Here is a 20,160-nt window from a genome sequence, read left to right on the forward strand (position 1 = left end):
TATGATTGCTCTACCTGGTATTGCCATCCAAGACAAGATATACGAAAGTTGTAATTCTCTCGTGTACCGGGGCATCAGAGACGATGGAGTAGGGATCGTGGTAAAAATGCTAAAGCTTGATTATCCCTCACCTCAAGAACTAACCCGTTACAGACAGGAATATAAAATTATCCGTTCCCTCACAGTCGAAGGAGTGGTGAAGGCATACAGTCAGCAAGACTATCAACGCACTCTGGTAATTCTCTTAGAAGATTTTGGGGCAGAGTCCTTAGAGCAATGGATGCACAAGCGTCCAGATATTTTCTGCCCCATGCCTTTATCGACTTTTCTAGGTTTTGCAATCATTATTTGCGACATTCTAAGCAGAATCCATGCAGCCAATGTCATTCATAAAGATATCAACCCTGGAAACATAGTCCTCAATCTGGATACTGGCGTTATCAAAATTATTGACTTTGGAATTGCCACCCAATTTAACCGCACGAATCCGACTTTCAAAAACCCTCATGTATTAGAAGGGACACTCCCCTACCTTTCTCCAGAGCAAACAGGACGAATGAACCGTTTGCTCGATTACCGCACCGATTTCTATTCACTAGGTGTAACGTTTTACGAACTGCTGACTGGGCAGTTGCCGTTTCCCACAACGGACATACTTGAGCTAGTCCACTGTCATATAGCTAAACAGGCTGTTCCGCCTCATGAAGTAAATACAACGATTCCTAAGCCAGTTTCAGATATCATTCTCAAACTGATGGCGAAAAATGCAGAGGATCGTTATCAGAGTGCCTGGGGCATCAAAGCAGATTTAGAAATCTGTGCCGATCAATTAGCAAAAATCGGTCAAATCTCTAATATTCAACTGGCACTTCAAGACATTTCTGAGCAGTTTCAAATTCCTCAAAAACTGTATGGACGGGACAAGGAAGTTGCAATGTTACTGGCAGCGTTTGATCGCGTAGCTTCTCCAGAGTCAAATCGCGTCGCTGCTTTACGAAACAATTCAGAAACAACTTCACAAACAAACAATCCAAAATTCCAAATCAAAATGATTTTGGTATCTGGCTATGCTGGTATTGGTAAATCTGCGTTAGTGCAAGAAATCTATAAACCAATTACCCAAAAGCGCGGCTATTTTATCTCTGGTAAATTCGATCAATTTCAGCGCAATATTCCCTACAGCGCGATCGCAGATGCTCTGCAAAAATTGGTGCAGCAACTGCTGGGTGAACCAGACGAACAAGTTCAACAGTGGCGATCGCTCTTACTTACAGCTTTGGGAAACAACGCACAAATCATCATTGATATCATCCCAGAAGTTGAATTAATTATCGGCAAGCAGTCGCCTGTACTAGAAGTTGGAGCAACTGAAGCTCAAAATCGCTTTCATCGAATCTTTGGGCAGTTTGTGCGGGTGTTTTGTTCAGAATCACATCCCCTGGCGATCTTCTTAGATGATTTGCAGTGGATAGACTCAGCAACACTGAAGTTAATCGAGTTGATGTTGCTGGATGAGCAAACCAAATCACTATTTTTGATTGGAGCCTATCGAGATAATGAAGTAAATCCAACGCATCCATTAGCATTAATGCTAGAAAGACTGCGAAAACAAGGGGCAGTGCTTCAGGAAATTATCCTAACACCATTAACGCTTAAGCCGTTGAATCAGTTAATTGCCGAGACGCTACATCGAAATGCAGACATTGTTCGTCCCTTGGCTGAATTAGTGTTGCGTAAAACTGAGGGTAATCCCTTTTTTGTCAACGAATTTTTGAAAATGCTGTATAGCGAAAATTTATTGAGCTTTGATACACAACACTTAAGCTGGCAGTGGAACATTGCTCAGATTCAAGCCCAAGACATCACCGATAATGTTGTGGAGTTGATGCTTCACAAGTTAAAGAAATTACCAGAAATCACCCAGCAAATTCTCCGTTTATCCGCTTGTATCGGGGCTGAATTTAATTTAGATACTTTATCGATTATTTGTGAGAAAACTGCGAAAACGGTTTTCTTGGAATTAGTGGCAGCTATACAAAGTGGATTAATTCAACCTCTCTCTGAATTAGATCGGGACTTGTTAGTTCAAGAATATAAGTTTTTGCACGATCGCGTGCAGCAAGCAGCTTATGCGCTAATTGATAAGGCACACAAACAAGTTGTTCATCTCCAAATTGGTCGCAATCTCCTCGAAAAGACTTTGCCAGAACGGCTATCAGAGCGGCTGTTTGAAATTGTCGATCATTTGAATCATGGAATTGAGCTTGTCAGTGAGCAACCAGAAAGAAATGAAATTGCTCGATTAAATTTAATCGCAGGACAGAAAGCAAAAGCTGCGATCGCTTATAGTATGGCTCAAAAATATTTAGCTACAGCAAGAGTTTGGCTAGCAGCTTCTAGCTGGCAAACCAACTATGATTTGACGTTAGATTTATATTTAGAAACAACAGAAGTTGCGTATTTATGTGGCGATTTTGAACAGGTAGAATACTGGATGGCGATCGTTCTACAAGAAGCTAAGACTATTCTCGACATCGTAAAAGTTTACGAAGTCAAAATTCAAACCGACATCGCACAGAACCACCTATTAAAAGCAATAAATACTGGATTGCAAGTGTTGCAGCAATTGGGGATCAGTTTTCCCGAAACCCCCAGTAAGTCAGATATTCAGCTTGAACTAAACACAATCATATCCCACTTTGATAACAAACCGATCCAGGACTTGATCCAATTGCCAGAAATGGCTAAACCAGAAAAGCTAGCAGCAATGCAAATCCTCTCAAGAATAACGCTTGCTGCCCATCATGCGGCTCCTGATTTGGTGTCTTTACTTGTGTTTAAACAGGTCAACTTGTCAATCCAGTATGGCAATATGTTTGTGTCTCCCTTTGCATACGCCAACTTGGGGTTAAGTCTTTGTGGGATGGTCGGAAACATTGAGGCTGGCTATGAGTTTGGGCAGCTTGCATTAAGGCTGTTACCCCATCTGAAAATTCATTCACTTAAAGCTAGAACATTGTTCATGGTGACTAATTTCATCATCCATTGGAAAGAGCATATTAGGGAAACATCGAAGCCATTCCTGGAAGCTTATCAAAGTGGGCTAGAAACTGGAGATTTAGAGTTCGCTGCCTATTGCGCTTTCACTTACTGCCTCCAACTCTTTATCGTTGGAAAGGAACTTGTGGAGGTTGAACACCAGATGGCAAAATACTGTGAAGCAATCCATAAAGTTAAACAGATAACATCACTCACTTGGATTCAAATATTTCAGCAGTCTGTCTTAAATTTGATGGGATATTCGGTCAATCCATCCCGTCTCGTTGGCGAATCGTACAATGAAGATAATAGACTGCCACACCATGAAATAGATGCAGTTATACTCTTTTTGGTACATCTCAACAAACTTATTCTATGCTATCTATTTTCTGAGTATGCTCAGGCATCTAAGAACGCAGCCATAGCGGAAAGTCATGCGATCCGCGTCATTGCAACACCCCTCGTTCCTTTGTATTACTTCTATAGCTCTCTGGCAAGACTCGCAATATTTCCTGGAAGCAGCGCTCAAGCGCAGTCGGAAATCCTCAAAAACGTTGCGATTAGCCAGAAGCAAATGAAGCAATGGGCAGCTTATGCGCCAATGAATTATTTACACAAATATCATTTGGTGGAAGCAGAGATTGCACGAGTTTTGGATCGGTTACTTGAAGCAGAAGAGTTCTACGAACAAGCAATTCAAGGAGCTAGAGACAATGAGTATTTGCAAGAAGAAGCATTAGCATACGAATTAGCTGCCAAATTTTACCTGTCTCGTGGCAGAGAAAAGTTTGCCCAAACCTATATGAAAGAAGCTCGCTACTGTTATGAACGCTGGGGAGCGGCTGCAAAGGTCAAAGATTTAGAAACTCGATATCCCCAACTATTTCCTCAGTCGTCGGGCATAGCTCACACGCCAATTTGCACTACTTCTGGAACTACCTTTAATCACTCACCTATCGCTTTCGACTTAGCAGCAGTGATGAAAGCTTCCCTCGCAATTTCGCGTGAAATTGAATTGGATAAGTTACTCAGTTCGTTGATGAAGATATTAATCGAAAATGCTGGCGCACAAACAGGATTTTTGATTTTGGAAAACTCAGGAAAATGGGCGATCGAAGCTTATTGTGAACTTAATGACGGTGAGAAGGTCTGTGCTACGCAAGTGCTGCAATCGCTCCCAATTGCAAATCATCTACCTGAATCAATTATTAATTATGTTATCCGTACTTATGAATCTGTCATATTAAATGATGCAACTCGTGAAGGTCATTTTATCAATGAGCCATATATTCAGCAGAACCAAACGAAATCACTTCTTTGTTTGCCGCTGTTGAATCAAAGTAAACTTGTTGGCGTGTTGTACCTGGAAAATCAATTAGCAACTGGAGCATTTACACCGGAGCGATTCTCCGTTCGCGCAAGCGTGCCGGAGGCATTAGGAGACGCTACGCGAACGCAAGTTCTGAATTTACTATCCACTCAAGCAGCCATTGCAATTGAAAATGCCAAACTCTATTCAAAGCTCCGTGCGAGCGAAAGCCAGATGACTCAGTTTCTAGAAGCAATTCCAATAGGAATTGGAATCATGGATGCGGGAGGTAGTCCTTACTACTTCAATCAACGGGCAATTCAGCTATTGGGCAAAGGGATTGATCCTTCCGTAACACTGGATCAAATCTCAGAAGTTTATCAAATTTATTTAGCAGGAACGGCTCAAAAGTATCCAACTGAGAAACTGCCAGTAATGCGGGCGTTGAGCGGCGAATGCACTAGGATCGATGATGCAGAAATTCGCCAAAATAGCGCAACAATTCCAGTTGAGGCATGGGGAACTCCAGTATTTGATGAGCAGGGCAATGTGGTTTATGCGATTACAGCTGTCCAAGACATCACGGAGCGGAAACAAGCCGAGCGACTACTAGCCGACTATAATCACACATTAGAGCAACAGGTAGCCCAACGAACGACGGCTTTACAGAAAAGCGAAGCAGCACTGCGCGAGCGAGAACAAGAATTACGGCTGATTGCCGACGCTCTACCAGTTCTCATCAGCTATGTAGATGCTAATCGGTGTTATCAATTCATCAACCGTACCTATGAGGTTTGGTTTAACCGTAGCCGCAATGAAATTCTGGGCAACCCTGTTCGCCAACTTCTCGGTGAGGCGGTTTATCAACGGGTTGAACCCTATATTAATCAGGTGTTTGAAGGGCAAACTGTACCTCTAGAAGCAGAAATCCCTTTTCCGCTTGGTAAGCGGTGCATCAGCGCGACCTTGATCCCTGATTTCGATGACAATGCTCAAGTGAGAGGCTTCTACAGTCTCATTACAGATATTAGCGATCGCAAACGAGCCGAACACGCCTCCATTCTGGAAGAACGCAACCGCATGGCGCGAGAAATTCACGATACGTTAGCCCAATCTTTCACAGGCATTTTGCTGCAAGTCGGAGCGGCAACGCAAGTGCTGGCGGACGATCGAGAAGCAACTCAGGAACATCTGGAAATGCTGGAAATGATTGATGAACTGGCACGCATTGGGCTTTCTGAGGCACGGCGATCGGTGTCAGCACTCCGTCCTCAGCTATTATTGGAGGAGGGCGATTTACATAGCGCCCTTCATCGCCTTGTGACTCAAATGATATCTGCTGCTGATACCTCTGCGATCTACGAAATAAAAGGCACAGCCTATTCCTTGCCAGCCGAGGTTGAAAATAACTTACTACGGATTGGGCAAGAAGCATTAACCAACGCCATAAGATACGCTGATGCTACCGAAATTCGTGTTGAGTTGGTATATGACAATGCCCAATGTATTCTGCGCGTTAAAGACAACGGACGGGGTTTTGGGGTTGCTACAATCCCAGCTGTTGGCGGGTTTGGATTGCTGGGAATGAGCGAGCGGGCAGAACACCTTGGAGCGCAACTGAGTATTCAGAGCCAACCTGGGCAAGGAACAGAAATTGTTGTCATTGTAAATCGAGAGTGAGAATATTATTAGTAATGCACTGGCTACAAACGTAACCTGTAGTAGCTCAATTTCTAATTCTTCATAATTATGAGCCAATCAACGAATATTCGGGTTCTGATTGTTGACGATCATTCCATTGTCAGGCAAGGATTGACAACCATCATTAACCGCGATCCAGAGATGACGGTGATTGCTCAAGCAGAAGATGGACAACAGGCGATCGCGCTTTTTCGTGAATACCAACCAGATGTAACGCTAATGGATTTACGAATGCCGCAGATGACAGGAGTTGAAGCCATTACTGCTATTTGTGCTGAATTTATTGCTGCCCGAATTGTTGTGCTGACAACCTACGATGGTGATGAAGATATTTATCGTGGTTTACAGGCAGGCGCTAAAGGATATTTGCTCAAAGATGCTAAACCCAATGAACTTCTGAGTGCCATTCGCACAATTCATCGCGGTCAGCAGTATATTCCACCAGAAGTAGGAGCAAAACTGGTGCAGAGGATGAGCAATCCAAAACTGAGTGAGCGAGAGCTAGATGTACTCCGTTTAATGGCGCAAGGAATGAGTAATTTAGAAATTAGCACTACTTTAAGTATCGGTGAAAGCACCGTTAAATCTCACGTTAATCGAATTTTGAGTAAATTGGGAGTTAGCGATCGCACTCAAGCCGTGATTATTGCTGTTAAACGAGGGATTGTCAATTTGTAAGTAAGTTGTACTAAAGTTGGAATCCAAATTTCAACTTTAGTTGGAGCCAACATTCCATTTTGAGATGGACTGATTTATCAATCACTCTATTGAGCAAAAGTTTCAACTTTTAGGGGACGACAAGTTAGAGTTAATTGCATATATTTGTACAGAAAGCCGCCAAAGCTTCAACAAAAGTATGTAAACGTTTAGTTTCTCACTGGCGGCGAAATCTTCTAGTTAATTAAAAAAGGCAGAATACAATTATGGATGTTTGGAATTTGGCTAAAGGTTTAGGAGTCGTAATCGTTGGCGCAATAGCTTTCTCTGGAAACTCTGCTGTTGCCAAAATCAATCAGGGTGTGACTCTAGAGAATAATCTGAATGCACCTACTTTAAACACACCGATTAAAAAGCACAATACATTAGGAGACGATGCGCTGAAAATTAATTACAGCATTAAACAAACTCAATTTCAAAATATAAATGCTGTAAATAAGAAAAAAACTTTGATAGCAGGCTGCGGGGGATCGTACCACTGGGGGTGTTTATAAGCCTTAGCGTTTTTGATTTCATCCTAATAAAAAAGCTGCCGAAATCACAGCCAGCTTTTTTATTAGGTTAGATTAGGTGCGAACGCACTTATTCACTCATCAAATTTAATAGGCTTGCCATTGAAGTGACCCTAGATAATTTCCGGTCTAAGCCACCCAAGGTAAATTCCAATTCGTTGCCATTATTATCCACTAATACCTCAAGTATTCCCTTGAACAATAGCTTGCCTTGTGGCTTAGTCTTCTAGTTGAGTCTGTATGATTTAACAGTTATCAAAATAATTTTAGTTTACAAAGTAAAATCCGTTGACTAGCTGACACAAAAGAGCGTTATTAATATAACTGGTAATTGTAAGCCTTGTAATAGGTGATTAAACCTCTTAATTACGAATTACAAGACTTACAAACGCTCTAATTCTTCGTATAGATTTAAGAATAATTAGTTAAGTCAAGCAGTTCTAAGATAAAGAAAAAATGATACATGATGACCGTTATACACTAGCCACTGGAAAAGTAGGCGCAAATCGATTGCAAATTCTTCACCAAATCCATAAGCCATATACAGAGTTTTTACTTGCGCGAGTTGGACTCAGCGAAGGGATGCATATAGCTGACATTGGTTGCGGTATTGGAAGTGTTTCCACTTGGTTAGGCGAGCAAGTTGGATTCAACGGTTCAGTTACTGGTGTAGATGTGAGTACAGAGCAGGTAGAACAGGCACGACGAAATGCAGACGCACTTGGCTTGAGCAATGTAAAATTTGTCTTGGGCAGCGCTTACAATACGGGATTACCTCATAACTCCTTTGACCTAGTTTACTGCCGCTTTTTGCTAGTCCATCTAACTCACCCTGAAGATGCACTGGAACAAATGCTGGCACTACTCAAGCCGAATGGGTTGTTAGTGTGTGAGGAAGCCGACTTTAGCACTGGTTTTTGTCAACCTCCTAATTCTAGCTACGACCGTTGTATTGAGCTTTTCCTTAAACTGGGTAATGCTCGTAACCAGCACTTTTGTATGGGAAGCAAGCTTTACCAAATATTTCAAAATGCTGGTTTGCTGACGCAAGAAATTTTTTTAGGGCAGCCTGTCGCAGTTCACAAAGAAACTAAGCGTTTAATAGATTTGTCACTCAAAGAGGCAACTGATGCTTTAATTGAAACTGGAATAACAACACCAGAAGAGATTAAGCAAACTATAGAGAAAATAAGAGAGTTGGCAGAGGACGAAACAACACTGTTTGGCATCCCTCGTGTGACACAAATCTGGGCGCGAAAATAACTATACAGTTTATTACGGTATTTTTCCTCTTCGCCCCACTGCGACAGATGTTGATAAACAGGCCCATAGAATTGTCGCTCGATCGTGCACAGGTTCCTTTACTCACGCGATCGCTCCCGACGTATATTGTCAATTAGCTAGTAGCTACCCGTGCAGGCAAAGAAAATACATCAAATGCCCAAAAACGCAACAAATCTAGATAATCTATCAAGAAACTAAGCGAAACGATGGCATTAGTAACTACAAATTCAGCTTTGCAAATTTATGGCTACTCAATCACAATCTCAAGTAACAGAGCCTTTATGGCATAAAATTATCCGACTTTTAAGATGGGAAAAACCGGCAGGACGGTTAATTCTAATAATTCCAGCGCTTTGGGGTATTGTTTTGTCAGGCAAAGGAATGCCATCAATAGCACTTGTTAACCCGATCATTTTTTTTGCTTTAGCCACTAGTGCTACAACTTGCGTAATCAACGATTTGTGCGATCGAGATATTGATGCACAAGTAGAAAGAACGCGTGAGCGTCCTTTAGCTTCGGGTGCGCTTTCAGTTTCGGTTGGGATTGCAGTTGCCCTAATCTGTTTGGTTTTGAATGGGATACTGGCTTTTACTCTTAAACCACTTTCGTTCTGGTTATGGGTCGGAACAATTCCGGTAATTATTTTATACCCATTGTCTAAACGGGTATTTCCAGTTCCCCAGTTATTACTGGCAATAATTTGGGGTCTTGTAGTTTTGACTAGCTGGACTGCGGTGAATGAGCAGATAGAATTTACTACTTGGTTGCTGTGTAGCTCAACTGCCCTGTGGGCTGTGGGATTCGACACCATTTACGCTATGTCTGACCGCAAGGATGACCAGCGGATTGGCGTTAAGTCCAGCGCTCTGTTTTTTGGGAAGTATGCTCCTGTTGCTGTTATGATTTGCTATGCAACTGCTGCCTTTCTATTGGGTTTGCTAGGCTTTTATATGCAATTGCAACTGAGTTTCTGGATTAGTTTGATAATTGCAACTATTGCTTGGATTTGGCAGTTTATACAATTGCTTGACTCAGAACTTCCAAATACTGCCTATAATCAAATGTTCACTCAAAATGTCTGGATTAGCTCTGTATTACTTTTTGGGATGATTTTCGGTTTTTTAAAATTATAAATTGAGGAACTTAATAAGGACGCGCTCCAGAAGAAACGTTTACTCGATGAAATACATTTTTTTGGGTTTCATAAATATTAGGTATCCAGAATTATGACAATTTCGATATTCGCAGAGGATAAATATAAAACTAAAATAATGTAGATAGCTGGATTGCTGTATAGTTTGGGTTATGCCAGATTATCCTCTCAAGAGTTGTTCTATGATTGCTCTACCTGGTATTGCCATTCAAAACAAGATATATGAAAGTTCTAATTCTCTAGTGTATCGGGGCATCAGAGACGATGGAGTAGGGATAATTGTAAAAATGCTAAAGCTTGATTATCCCTCTCCCCAAGAACTAACTCGCTACAGACAGGAATATAAAATTACCCGTTCCCTCAATTTGGAGGGAGTGGTGAAGGCATACAGTCAGCAAGACTATCAACGCACTCTGGTGATTATCTTAGAAGATTTTGGGGGAGAGTCCCTAGAGCAATGGATGCACAAGCGCCCAGATATGTTTTGCCCCATGCCTTTATCCCAATTTTTAAGTCTTGCGATCGCCCTCACCGATATTCTAGGCAGAATCCATGCAGCCAGTGTCATTCATAAAGATATCAACCCTGGAAATATAGTTCTCAATCTGGATACTGGTGTTGTCAAAATTATTGACTTTGGAATTGCCACCCAATTTAACCGCACAAATCCAACCTTCAAAAGTCCTCATGTTTTAGAAGGGACACTCGCATATCTATCTCCAGAGCAAACAGGGCGGATGAACCGTTTGCTCGATTACCGGACTGATTTCTACTCACTGGGCGTGACATTTTACGAACTGCTCACTGGGCAACTACCATTTCCCACCACAGACATCCTTGAGTTAGTCCATTGTCATATTGCCAAACATCCTATTCCGCCTGATGAAATAAATACAACGATTCCTAAGCCAGTTTCAGATATCATTCTCAAACTGATGGCGAAAAATGCTGAAAATCGCTATCAAAGTGCCTGGGGCATCAAAGCGGATTTAGAAATCTGTGCTGAACAATTATCAGAAATCGGTCAAATCTCTAGCATTCAACTGGCGCTTCAAGACGCTTCGGGTCAGTTTCAAATTCCCCAAAAACTGTATGGACGGGACAAGGAAGTTGCGATGTTACTGGCAGCATTTAATCGCATAGTGTGTCCAGAGTCAAATCGCGTCGCTGCTTTACCAAACAATTCGGAAACAACTTCGCAAAGGGAACAAGCGGGCAATCCAAAATTCCAAGTTGAAATGATGCTGGTCTCTGGCTTTTCTGGAATTGGCAAATCAGCATTAGTGCAGGAAATCTACAAGCCCATCACTGCAAAACGCGGCTATTTTGTCTCTGGTAAATTTGATCAATTTGGCCGCAATATTCCCTACAGCGCGATCGCAGATGCTCTGCAAAAATTGGTGCAGCAATTGCTCAGTGAACCAGACGAACAAGTGCAACAGTGGCGATCGCGCCTGCTAACGGCGTTGGGGAGCAACGGACAACTCATTGTTGATGTCATTCCTGAATTAGAACTAATCGTCGGCAGACAGCCGCCATTACCCGAAGTTGGATCAACGGAGGCACAAAATCGGTTTAACCTTGTCTTTCAAAAGTTCATTCGAGCCTGCTGTTCCTGTGAACATCCTTTGGTTATTTTTCTAGATGATTTGCAATGGGTGGATTCAGCCACGCTTAAACTTATTGAGTTAATCCTGAGCGATCGTGCGACGCAATCCTTGCTTATGATTGGAGCCTATCGGGATAACGAAGTTACCCAGGCACATCCGCTTCTTGCAACAGTAGAAAAGCTAAAACAGGAAGAGGTCGTAATTAATCAATTAACGTTAGCTCCGCTGGGACTGGGGGCTGTGGCTCAACTGACTGGTGAGACTTTGCACACATCTACTGAGTCGATCGCGCCTTTAGCAGAGTTGGTATGGCGGAAAGCAAACGGCAACCCCTACTTCACGAATGAGTTCCTCAAAACGTTGTACACTGAATATCTCATCGTCTTCAACGTTAATCAACAACTCTGGCAATGGGATGTTGCTCAGATCAAAGCCAAAAATATTACCGACAATGTGGTGCAGTTGATAATCGGGAAGTTGAAACAACTGCCGGAACAAACTCAATGGGTTTTACGTTTAGCGGCTTGTGTTGGTGCTGAATTTGATTTAGCGGCACTCTCAGCCATCTGCGAACGATCAGTGGCTGAAATTTTTGCAGAACTGACAACAGCGATTCAGTCGGAATTGATTCTAGCTACTTCAGAGCTAGATGAGAACCTATTAATTCAAAATTACAAGTTTTCACACGATCGTGTGCAGCAAGCCGCCTATACTTTGATTGATGAGGGACAACTACAAACTGTTCACTTGCAAATTGGTTACTGTTTGTGGAAAAGTAATGAAGCTGAAACTAGCTCAACCAATTTGTTTGAGGTAGTCGATCACCTTAATCTCGGTCGTGATTTAGTCACGGATCAACAAGAGCGCGATAAGATAGCCAGGTTAAATCTAATTGCAGGTCAGAAAGCCAAAAAAGCATCAGCTCATAGTGCTGCACTACAGTATTTAACAATAGGAATAGAATTACTACCTGCTGATAGCTGGCAGTTTCAGTACGCTCTAACTCTTGCACTGCACGAAGAAGCAACAGAAGCAGCATACCTATGCGGCGACTTCCAACAAATGGAACAACGGGCAATCGTTGTTCTAAAATATGCAAACACTGTTCTAGATAAAATAAAAGTCTATGAGACTAAAATTCAGACTTGCATGGTGAAATATAGACAAACAGAGGCAATTAAGATTGGTTTAGAAGTTTTAGGGTTGTTGGGTATATCTCTGTTAGAGACACCAACAGAAGTTGATGTTCAAAGGCATTTAAAGGAAAAAGTAGATTACTTTAATACCATAAATACAGAAGATTTGCTGGAGCTACCATTCATGAGGGAGCCAGATAAACTGGCTGTTATGCAAATCCTATCCAGCTTAGTTTCAGCTGCATTTCAAGCTGCTCCTTCACTACTACCACTAATTGTGTTAGAGCAGGTAAATTTATCTGTTAAGTATGGAAATACTTCTTTTTCATCTTTTGCCTATGCTACTTATGGTGGCATCATTCTCAATGGAATAATGCAAGATTTTGAAAGAGCTTACCAATTTGGCAAACTGGCATTGAGCTTGACTGAACGGTTAGATAGTAAAAAACTTCAGCCGAAGGTCATAGAGATGGTTGCGGCGCATCTCATGCATTGTAAAGCTCATATTAGACAAACTTTACCCTTACTTCAGGAGGCATATGAGACTGGGCTAGAAACTGGAGATATAGAATTTAGTATGTATGCTGCGGGTTTTAGCTGTGTATACTCGTATTTTGCTGGTTTAGAATTAACAAAGGTTATATCGGCAAGCAGGATCTACAGTGATGTTTTCGCTCAGTTTAAACAAGAGAGCATTTTAATTTATTTTCACCGATTGCAGCAAGTTGTCTTTAACTTACTAGAACAAGTTGAAAATCCAGGTCGATTACTTGGTGACCATTATAATGAGGCTCAATTTTTACCAATTCACCTTGAAGCCAATGATAGAACTAACCTTTACAATCTGTATTTGGTCAAGCTTACTTTAAGTTATTTGTTTGAAGATATTTTACAAGCAGTAGAGTATGCTTCTCAAGCTGAACTTTATTTAGATGGAGTAGGAGGAACTTTTTTAACATCTCTATTCTATTTCTACGACTCTTTAGCTCAGATACAATTATACCAATCTGTTTCTTTTTTAGAAGGAGATCATCTGCTGTTCAAAATAAATAGTAACCAGGAGAAAATGCAGAGATGGGCAGATTCTGCTCCAACTAATTTTCAACACAAATATGATTTAGTCGAAGCTGAAAAAGCACGAATCTTAGGTCTATTTTTTGAAGCAGAAGAATTGTATGAGCAAGCTATTCAAGGAGCTAAGAATAACGAATATCTTCAAGAAGAGGCGTTAGCTTATGAATTAGCTGCTAAACATTATCTGGTGCGAGGGCGGGAAAAAATTGCCCAAACCTACATGAAAGAATCACACTACTGCTATAAACGCTGGGGAGCAACAGCGAAAGTCAAAAATTTAGAAGCTCGCTATCCGCAGCTATTTCCTCACTCATCGAATGTATCTCATACGCCAATCCGTACCACTTCTGGAACCACCTCTAATTACTCAGGCATCAGTTTTGATTTAGTGGCGGTAATGAAAGCATCTCAGGCGATTTCGAGTGAAATTGAACTAGAACAACTCCTTCACACCTTAATGCAGATATTAATCGAGAATTCAGGCGCACAAACGGGCTGTCTGATTCTAAAAAATGCAGGGACATGGGCGATCGAAGCTGCTTGTGAACTCAACAATGGTGAGAAGGTCTGTGCGACGCGAGTACTGCAATCGCTTCCAACGGCAAATCGCTTACCCGAATCGATTATTCAGTATGTCATTCGGACTCGTGAATCTGTGATCTTAAATGATGCAACTCATGAAGGTAATTTTATCAATGAGCCATATATTCAGCATCATCAAACTCAATCACTTTTGTGTTTACCACTGCTGAATCAAAGCAAGCTCGTTGGCGTGTTATATCTGGAAAATCAACTGGCAGTTGGGGCATTCACACCAGAGCGATCGCAAGTTCTGAATTTACTATCCACTCAGGTAGCGATCGCGATCGAAAATGCCAAACTCTACTCAAAGCTCCGCGCGAGCGAAAATCAGATGGCTCAATTTTTAGAAGCGATTCCCGTAGGAATTGCCGCTATTGATGCGACGGGTCGCCCTTACTATGCCAATCAACGGGGCATTCATCTCATGGGCAAAGGGATTGATCCTGCCGTACCGCCGGATCAAATCGCAGAGGCTTATCAATTTTATGTGACGGGAACGGATCAAATCTACCCTACTGAAAAAATGCCAATCATCCGGGCGTTGAGCGGCGAACGCACTACGATTGATGACGTAGAAATTCGCCAAAATAACCAAACGATCCCTGTTGAGGTGTGGGGCACTCCCGTCTTTGATGAACAGGGCAATGTAGTTTATGCGATCGCAGCCTTTCAAGACATTACAGAGCGGAAACAAGCAGAACACCTCTTAGCAAATTACAACCGCACTCTAGAGCAACAGGTCGCTCAAAGGACAGCGGCGTTACAGCAAAGCGAAGCCGCACTGCGTCATCAAGAACAGGAATTACGACTGATCGCCGACGCACTACCAGCATTGATTAGCTATGTAGATGCCAATCGTTGCTACCAATTTATCAACCGTACCTATGAGATTTGGTTTAACTGTAGTCGTGATGAAATTTTGGGCGAGCCTGTTCATGCGCTTTTAGGTGAGACAGTTTATCCAATATTTGAGCCGTCTATTAATCAAGTGTTTGAAGGGCAAACTGTAGCCCTGGAAGCAGAAATCCCTTCTTTGCTTGGTACACGCTGCATCAGCGCGACCTTAATCCCCGATTTCGATCGCAATACTCAAGTGAGAGGCTTCTACAGTCTCATCACAGACATTAGCGATCGCAAACTCGCTGAACAAGCTTCCATTTTAGAAGAGCGTAACCGGATGGCGCGAGAAATTCATGATACACTAGCTCAATCTTTCACAGGTATTCTGCTTCAAGTTGGAGCAGCAATACAAGTGCTGGCGGATGACCAGGAAGCAACCCAAGTACATCTGGAAATGATTGATGAACTAGCACGCGCTGGACTAGCAGGGGCACGGCGATCCGTATCAGCACTCCGTCCCCAGCTACTAGAAGAAGGTAATTTAGAGAGTGCCCTGCATCGTATAGTGACTCAAATGCGAGCAACGACCGACACGGCTCTGATTTGCGAAACTCAGGGTATAGCCTATTCCTTATCAATCGAAGTGGAGAATAACTTACTCAGAATTGGGCAGGAAGCATTAACCAATGCCATAAAATACGCTGATGCTGGCGAAATTCAGGTTGAGTTGGTGTACAACGAGACACAGTGTATCTTAAGGGTGAAAGACGATGGCAGGGGCTTTGGAGTAGGTAGCATTCCTTTGAGCGGTGGGTTTGGCTTATTAGGAATGAGCGAACGGGCAGAGCGCATTGGCGCACAACTAACGATTCAAAGCCAACTGGGTCAAGGAACAGAAATTATTGTCACTATCAATCGAGAGTGAGAATTATATGAGTCAATCCACTAAGATTAAGGTGCTAATTGTTGATGACCATGCCATAGTCAGAAAGGGTCTAGCAACCATCATTAACCGCGATCCAGAAATGACAGCGATCGCTCAAGCAGAAGATGGACAACAGGCGATCGCCGCGTTTCGTGAATACCAACCTGATATCACACTAATGGATTTACGAATGCCCAAAATGGGAGGTGTTGAAGCCATTATGGCGATTTGTGCTGAATTTAAGCAGGCTCGGATCGCGGTACTCACAACCTACGATGGCGATGAAGATATCTATCGCGGTTTACAGGCGGGCGCTCAAGGCTATCTGCTCAAAGATGCTAAACCTAGCGAGCTTTTGAATGCGATTCGCGCCATTCATAATGGTCAAAAATATATTCCGCCAGAAGTGGGCGCAAAATTATTGCAGCGAATGAGCAATCCAGAACTCAGCGAACGAGAGTTGGAAGTGCTGCGTTTGATGGCACAAGGAATGGGTAATCAAGAAATTGGGACTGCTTTGATTATTGGTGAAAGTACCGTCAAATCTCATGTAAATCGGATTTTGAGCAAACTGGGAGTAAGCGATCGCACACAAGCCGTGATTACTGCTGTTAAGCGTGGGATTGTCAGTTTATAAGCTGTGCTAAAGTTGGTATCCAAATTCCAACTTTAGTTGGAGACAACCTTCCACTGCGAGACGGACGGGTTCATCCATCACTCGATTGTACAAAAATGTCAACCCAGAGTGGACTACAAAAGAGGGTCAATTGTTTATATTAAATCCATAGCAACGTTAGCGCAGTTGGGTTGTAAGGCAAAAGTATTGCTTAATACAAACCGAAACATGACTTACAACCGTGATAATTATTCTTTATTCGTTCTGCCTTCAACCCAAGATCATATTCAAGGTGTACTGAATGCTGCTGTAGTATTCGTCATGTATGGAGATTATGAATGTTTTCAAAGTGCCAACGTCTATCGATTGATTAAAGTTGCCGGGCAGCAATTGAAGCTGGAGTTTGGAGAAAACAATTTAGGTTTTATCTTCCGTCACTTTCCACAAATCCAGATTCATCCACATGCTCAACGGGCAGCCCAAGCCGCAGAAGCAGCAGCGGTTCAAGGGCAGTTTTGGCAAATGCATGAGCTATTGTTCATTCATCAACAAGAATTAGAGAATGGCTATCTAGTAGAGTACGCCAATCGTTTAGGACTTGATATTTCTCATTTTTTGCAGGATTTATCCAGGGGAAGGTATGTCGATCGGATCAATGCAGATATCGAAGGTGGACTGCGAAGTGGAGTGGAGGCTGCACCCGCTTTGTTTATTAATGGAATTCGCTATCTCGATCGCTGGACTGTTGAGCAGATAATGGCAGCTATTGTTGCTGCAAATGATTAAGGTTTTTGATGCTTATCTTAACAAGTATTTCATCGGGGAGTATTTCACAATTTCTATACGGACGACAAGAATCATAGATTTCAGCAATTTAGCAAGAATACAGAGGCGATCGCAATGATGGTTTTTATATGGAAAAAAGTTCAAAAATTGTTGCTGTGGTTATTTGCATTAAGTGTTGTCGTTGGAATATCAATGCATCCAACACCAGCCACCTCCAAGGAATTACCTCAAACGTCCAACTCTAAACCTGCGATCGTTCTCGTTCATGGGGCTTATGCTGATGGTACATCATGGCAACACGTTATTCCATTGTTAGAGCAGGATGGCTACAGAGTGACTGCTGTGCAGATTCCGCTCACCTCACTTGCTGATGATGTGGCAACAACGAAGCGGGTGATTAATAATCAAAAAGGTTCCGTTGTTGTGGTCGGACATTCCTATGGTGGAAATGTGATTACGGGTGCAGCGGCTGGCAATTCACAGGTGAAAGCTCTGGTTTATGTTAATGCTTTCGCACCAGATGTCGGTGAAAAGACGAGTGATTTGAATAAAAGGTACGCAGCACCTCCGATTAGTACGGCAATTGTGTCTGATGCTGCAAACTTTCTCTATGTCGATCGCGGGAAGTTTCACGAATTTTTTGCCCAAGACGTATCAAAGGCTGAGGCGCGAGTGATGGCAGCAACCCAAAAGCCGATTGCCAGCGCCGCGTTTGAGCAATCAGTGAATGAAATCGCCTGGAAAACAATTCCTTCCTGGTTTCTGGTGACTCAAAGCGATCGCGCCATCAACCCTGAACTTCAACGATTTATGGCTAAACGGATTAATGCTAAGACAACCGAAGTTAACTCCAGTCATGTTCCTTTTATCTCTCATCCAAAAGAGGTTGCCAAAGTGATTAAAGCAGCAAGTACTGCTGTGAAGTAATCCCAATTTAACGATTTGTTAGTGAGCCAAGTCCTGCGAACCAATGAGACGCAAGTTTGGTTTCTGGCAGAACATTTGGTGGATACACCATTGGTACGCAGTTAAATTCAGCAGATCGGGTGTTGTAAATGAATAACTAACAATATTTCAGCGATCGCTCTTTAAATCAGTTCATTCTTGACTCCATTTATCCATTGTAGATAACAGAGGAAGAGAACTTTATGACTAATTATGACTACATTGTAATCGGTGCAGGTTCGGCTGGTTGTGTGGTTGCCAATCGTCTAACCGAAGACAATGACACAACTGTGTTACTACTCGAAGCGGGTAACCCAGATACGAAACCAGAGATTTTCATCCCAGCGCAGTGCGTCAATCTACTAGGCTCAGAGGTGGACTGGAGCTATTTCTCTGAACCAGAACCCTTCTTGAATAATCGCAAAATCTTTTGTTCCCGTGGCAAAGTCTTGGGAGGCAGCAGTTCGATTAATTTCATGATGTATGTCCGAGGCAATCATCACGATTATGACCACTGGCAGGAGTTGGGAAATCCCGGTTGGAATTACCAGGATGTCTTGCCTTATTTCAACAAATCTGAACACCAGCAACGCGGTGCCTCCGCTTACCACGGAGTTGATGGGGAGTTGAGCGTTACCGATCCCATTGCGCCTACTGCAACTTCTCAACGGTTTGTAGAGGCATGTGTGGCAATGGGATTTGACTACAATCCTGATTTCAACGGGGAGCAGCAGTCAGGAGCCGGACTTTATCAGCAAACTACCAAGGAGGGTAAACGGCACAGTGCTGCTGCTGCATTCCTTGTGCCCATTGCCCAGCGTCGCAATTTGACCATAACGACTGGGGCATTGGTGACTCGATTGTTGTTTGAGGGAACCCGCATCGTTGGGGTGGAATATCTGCACGAGGGAATGCTGCACCAAGTCAGGGTTGAGCGGGAAGTGATTTTAAGTGCGGGCGCGTTCGATTCGCCCAAGCTGCTAATGCTTTCCGGCATTGGGGATGCTGCACACTTACAAACATTAGGGATTCCTGTTGTCGTCGAGCTGCCAGGTGTTGGGCAAAACCTGCAAGACCACATTTTCTCTCCTGTGGTATACCAGGCAACTCAGGATTTATACTTTGCCAGCACTAGTAGTATCGGGGAAGCTGGATTATTTTTGCATAGCAAGTGGAATTCAGCGGTTACACCCGATTTACAGTTTCTATTCGGTTCCATTCAGCTCTTACCCCCTGGCTATGCTCCAGCGGCATTTGGATTTACGGGTGCAGTCGCTTTGACCCATCTGCAAAATATTGGCAGTGTCGGTTTGCGTTCGCGTTCGCCTCTGGCGTCTCCCCTTGGGAGAAGCGTGGGCTCTGCCCAATCGCCCGATCCTAAAGACACACCGATGTTGCGGATGAACTATCTGCAAAATGAAACTGATGTGAAGAAGCTGGTTGAGGGAATTAAATTAATGCGGCAATTGTTTCATAGCAATTTTTTTGATGAGTTTCGTGGTGCAGAAATTGCTCCGGGTGCTGAGGTTCAGAGTGATGCAGCACTCGTTGCTTACATTCGGGACACTTGCAGCACTGTGTGGCATCCGGTTGGCACTTGCAAAATGGGCATTGACCCAATGGCAGTGGTCGATCCTGAGTTGCGGGTACATGGGGTTGAGGGATTGCGAGTTGTTGATGCCTCCATCATGCCAACAATCACCACAGGAAATACGAACGCACCCACCATCATGATTGGTGAGAAGGCAGCGGATTTAATTAAAGCAGGTCGCACAGCACGAACGGTTCTCAGCAAATCTAACGTCCAAAATCCGGCGTATTCATCTATTTAGAAACGGGCGATCGTCTTTGAGCAATCTCAGATTATCATACCTGTTGAGCGTTTATCGGTCGATGTTAGGCAAACAGAACACTCTACCTCTGTAAAGGA

Annotated in this window: 10 protein-coding genes; all 10 read left to right on the plus strand. The window is 42.9% G+C overall.

What is annotated here, in order from left to right; translation table 11 throughout:
* Position 1: 1 nt before the first annotated feature.
* The 10 genes from V7L01_RS06220 (at position 2) to V7L01_RS06265 (ending at position 20,062) form a co-directional block, all read left to right on the plus strand.
* A complete protein-coding gene (locus V7L01_RS06220; protein ID WP_335032888.1) occupies positions 2–6,028 on the plus strand; it encodes an AAA family ATPase in 6,027 nt (2,008 codons plus the stop codon).
* A 69-nt stretch (positions 6,029–6,097) separates the two neighbouring features.
* On the plus strand, positions 6,098–6,727 hold the full coding sequence (locus V7L01_RS06225; protein ID WP_335032890.1) for a response regulator transcription factor: 630 nt from the start codon (positions 6,098–6,100) through the stop codon (positions 6,725–6,727).
* Between the two features lie 245 nt (positions 6,728–6,972).
* Positions 6,973–7,260 (plus strand): hypothetical protein, encoded by a 288-nt coding sequence (locus V7L01_RS06230; protein ID WP_335032891.1) that lies wholly within the window; start codon positions 6,973–6,975, stop codon positions 7,258–7,260.
* 474 nt (positions 7,261–7,734) lie between these two features.
* A complete protein-coding gene (locus tag V7L01_RS06235) occupies positions 7,735–8,541 on the plus strand; it encodes a class I SAM-dependent methyltransferase (protein ID WP_335032892.1) in 807 nt (268 codons plus the stop codon).
* A 264-nt stretch (positions 8,542–8,805) separates the two neighbouring features.
* The gene (locus V7L01_RS06240) at positions 8,806–9,696 is read left to right on the plus strand and encodes a 4-hydroxybenzoate solanesyltransferase (protein WP_335032893.1); all 891 of its coding nucleotides are present in this window, start codon (positions 8,806–8,808) and stop codon (positions 9,694–9,696) included.
* Positions 9,697–9,898: 202 nt separating this feature from the next.
* Complete coding sequence (locus V7L01_RS06245) at positions 9,899–15,883, plus strand: AAA family ATPase (RefSeq protein ID WP_335032894.1); 5,985 nt, start codon at positions 9,899–9,901, stop codon at positions 15,881–15,883.
* Between the two features lie 7 nt (positions 15,884–15,890).
* Positions 15,891–16,520, plus strand: a complete 630-nt coding sequence (locus tag V7L01_RS06250; protein ID WP_335032895.1) for a response regulator transcription factor — start codon at positions 15,891–15,893, stop codon at positions 16,518–16,520.
* 207 nt (positions 16,521–16,727) lie between these two features.
* Positions 16,728–17,285, plus strand: a complete 558-nt coding sequence (locus V7L01_RS06255; protein ID WP_335032896.1) for a DsbA family protein — start codon at positions 16,728–16,730, stop codon at positions 17,283–17,285.
* A 114-nt stretch (positions 17,286–17,399) separates the two neighbouring features.
* Positions 17,400–18,212, plus strand: a complete 813-nt coding sequence (locus V7L01_RS06260) for an alpha/beta fold hydrolase (RefSeq protein ID WP_335032897.1) — start codon at positions 17,400–17,402, stop codon at positions 18,210–18,212.
* Between the two features lie 221 nt (positions 18,213–18,433).
* The gene (locus V7L01_RS06265) at positions 18,434–20,062 is read left to right on the plus strand and encodes a GMC family oxidoreductase (RefSeq protein ID WP_335032898.1); all 1,629 of its coding nucleotides are present in this window, start codon (positions 18,434–18,436) and stop codon (positions 20,060–20,062) included.
* Positions 20,063–20,160: the final 98 nt, after the last annotated feature.

Origin of the sequence: Nostoc sp. (assembly GCF_036917095.1) — a bacterium.
In the GTDB taxonomy this organism is placed as follows: Bacteria; Cyanobacteriota; Cyanobacteriia; order Cyanobacteriales; family Nostocaceae; genus Nostoc.

What these genes read in the sequence shown, in the direction of transcription:
- V7L01_RS06220 (WP_335032888.1), top strand. Translation starts at nt 2, where the DNA reads ATGATTGCTCTACCTGGTATTGCCATCCAAGACAAGATATACGAAAGT.
- V7L01_RS06225 (WP_335032890.1), top strand. Translation starts at nt 6,098, where the DNA reads ATGAGCCAATCAACGAATATTCGGGTTCTGATTGTTGACGATCATTCC.
- V7L01_RS06230 (WP_335032891.1), top strand. Translation starts at nt 6,973, where the DNA reads ATGGATGTTTGGAATTTGGCTAAAGGTTTAGGAGTCGTAATCGTTGGC.
- V7L01_RS06235 (WP_335032892.1), top strand. Translation starts at nt 7,735, where the DNA reads ATGATACATGATGACCGTTATACACTAGCCACTGGAAAAGTAGGCGCA.
- V7L01_RS06240 (WP_335032893.1), top strand. Translation starts at nt 8,806, where the DNA reads ATGGCTACTCAATCACAATCTCAAGTAACAGAGCCTTTATGGCATAAA.
- V7L01_RS06245 (WP_335032894.1), top strand. Translation starts at nt 9,899, where the DNA reads ATGATTGCTCTACCTGGTATTGCCATTCAAAACAAGATATATGAAAGT.
- V7L01_RS06250 (WP_335032895.1), top strand. Translation starts at nt 15,891, where the DNA reads ATGAGTCAATCCACTAAGATTAAGGTGCTAATTGTTGATGACCATGCC.
- V7L01_RS06255 (WP_335032896.1), top strand. Translation starts at nt 16,728, where the DNA reads ATGACTTACAACCGTGATAATTATTCTTTATTCGTTCTGCCTTCAACC.
- V7L01_RS06260 (WP_335032897.1), top strand. Translation starts at nt 17,400, where the DNA reads ATGATGGTTTTTATATGGAAAAAAGTTCAAAAATTGTTGCTGTGGTTA.
- V7L01_RS06265 (WP_335032898.1), top strand. Translation starts at nt 18,434, where the DNA reads ATGACTAATTATGACTACATTGTAATCGGTGCAGGTTCGGCTGGTTGT.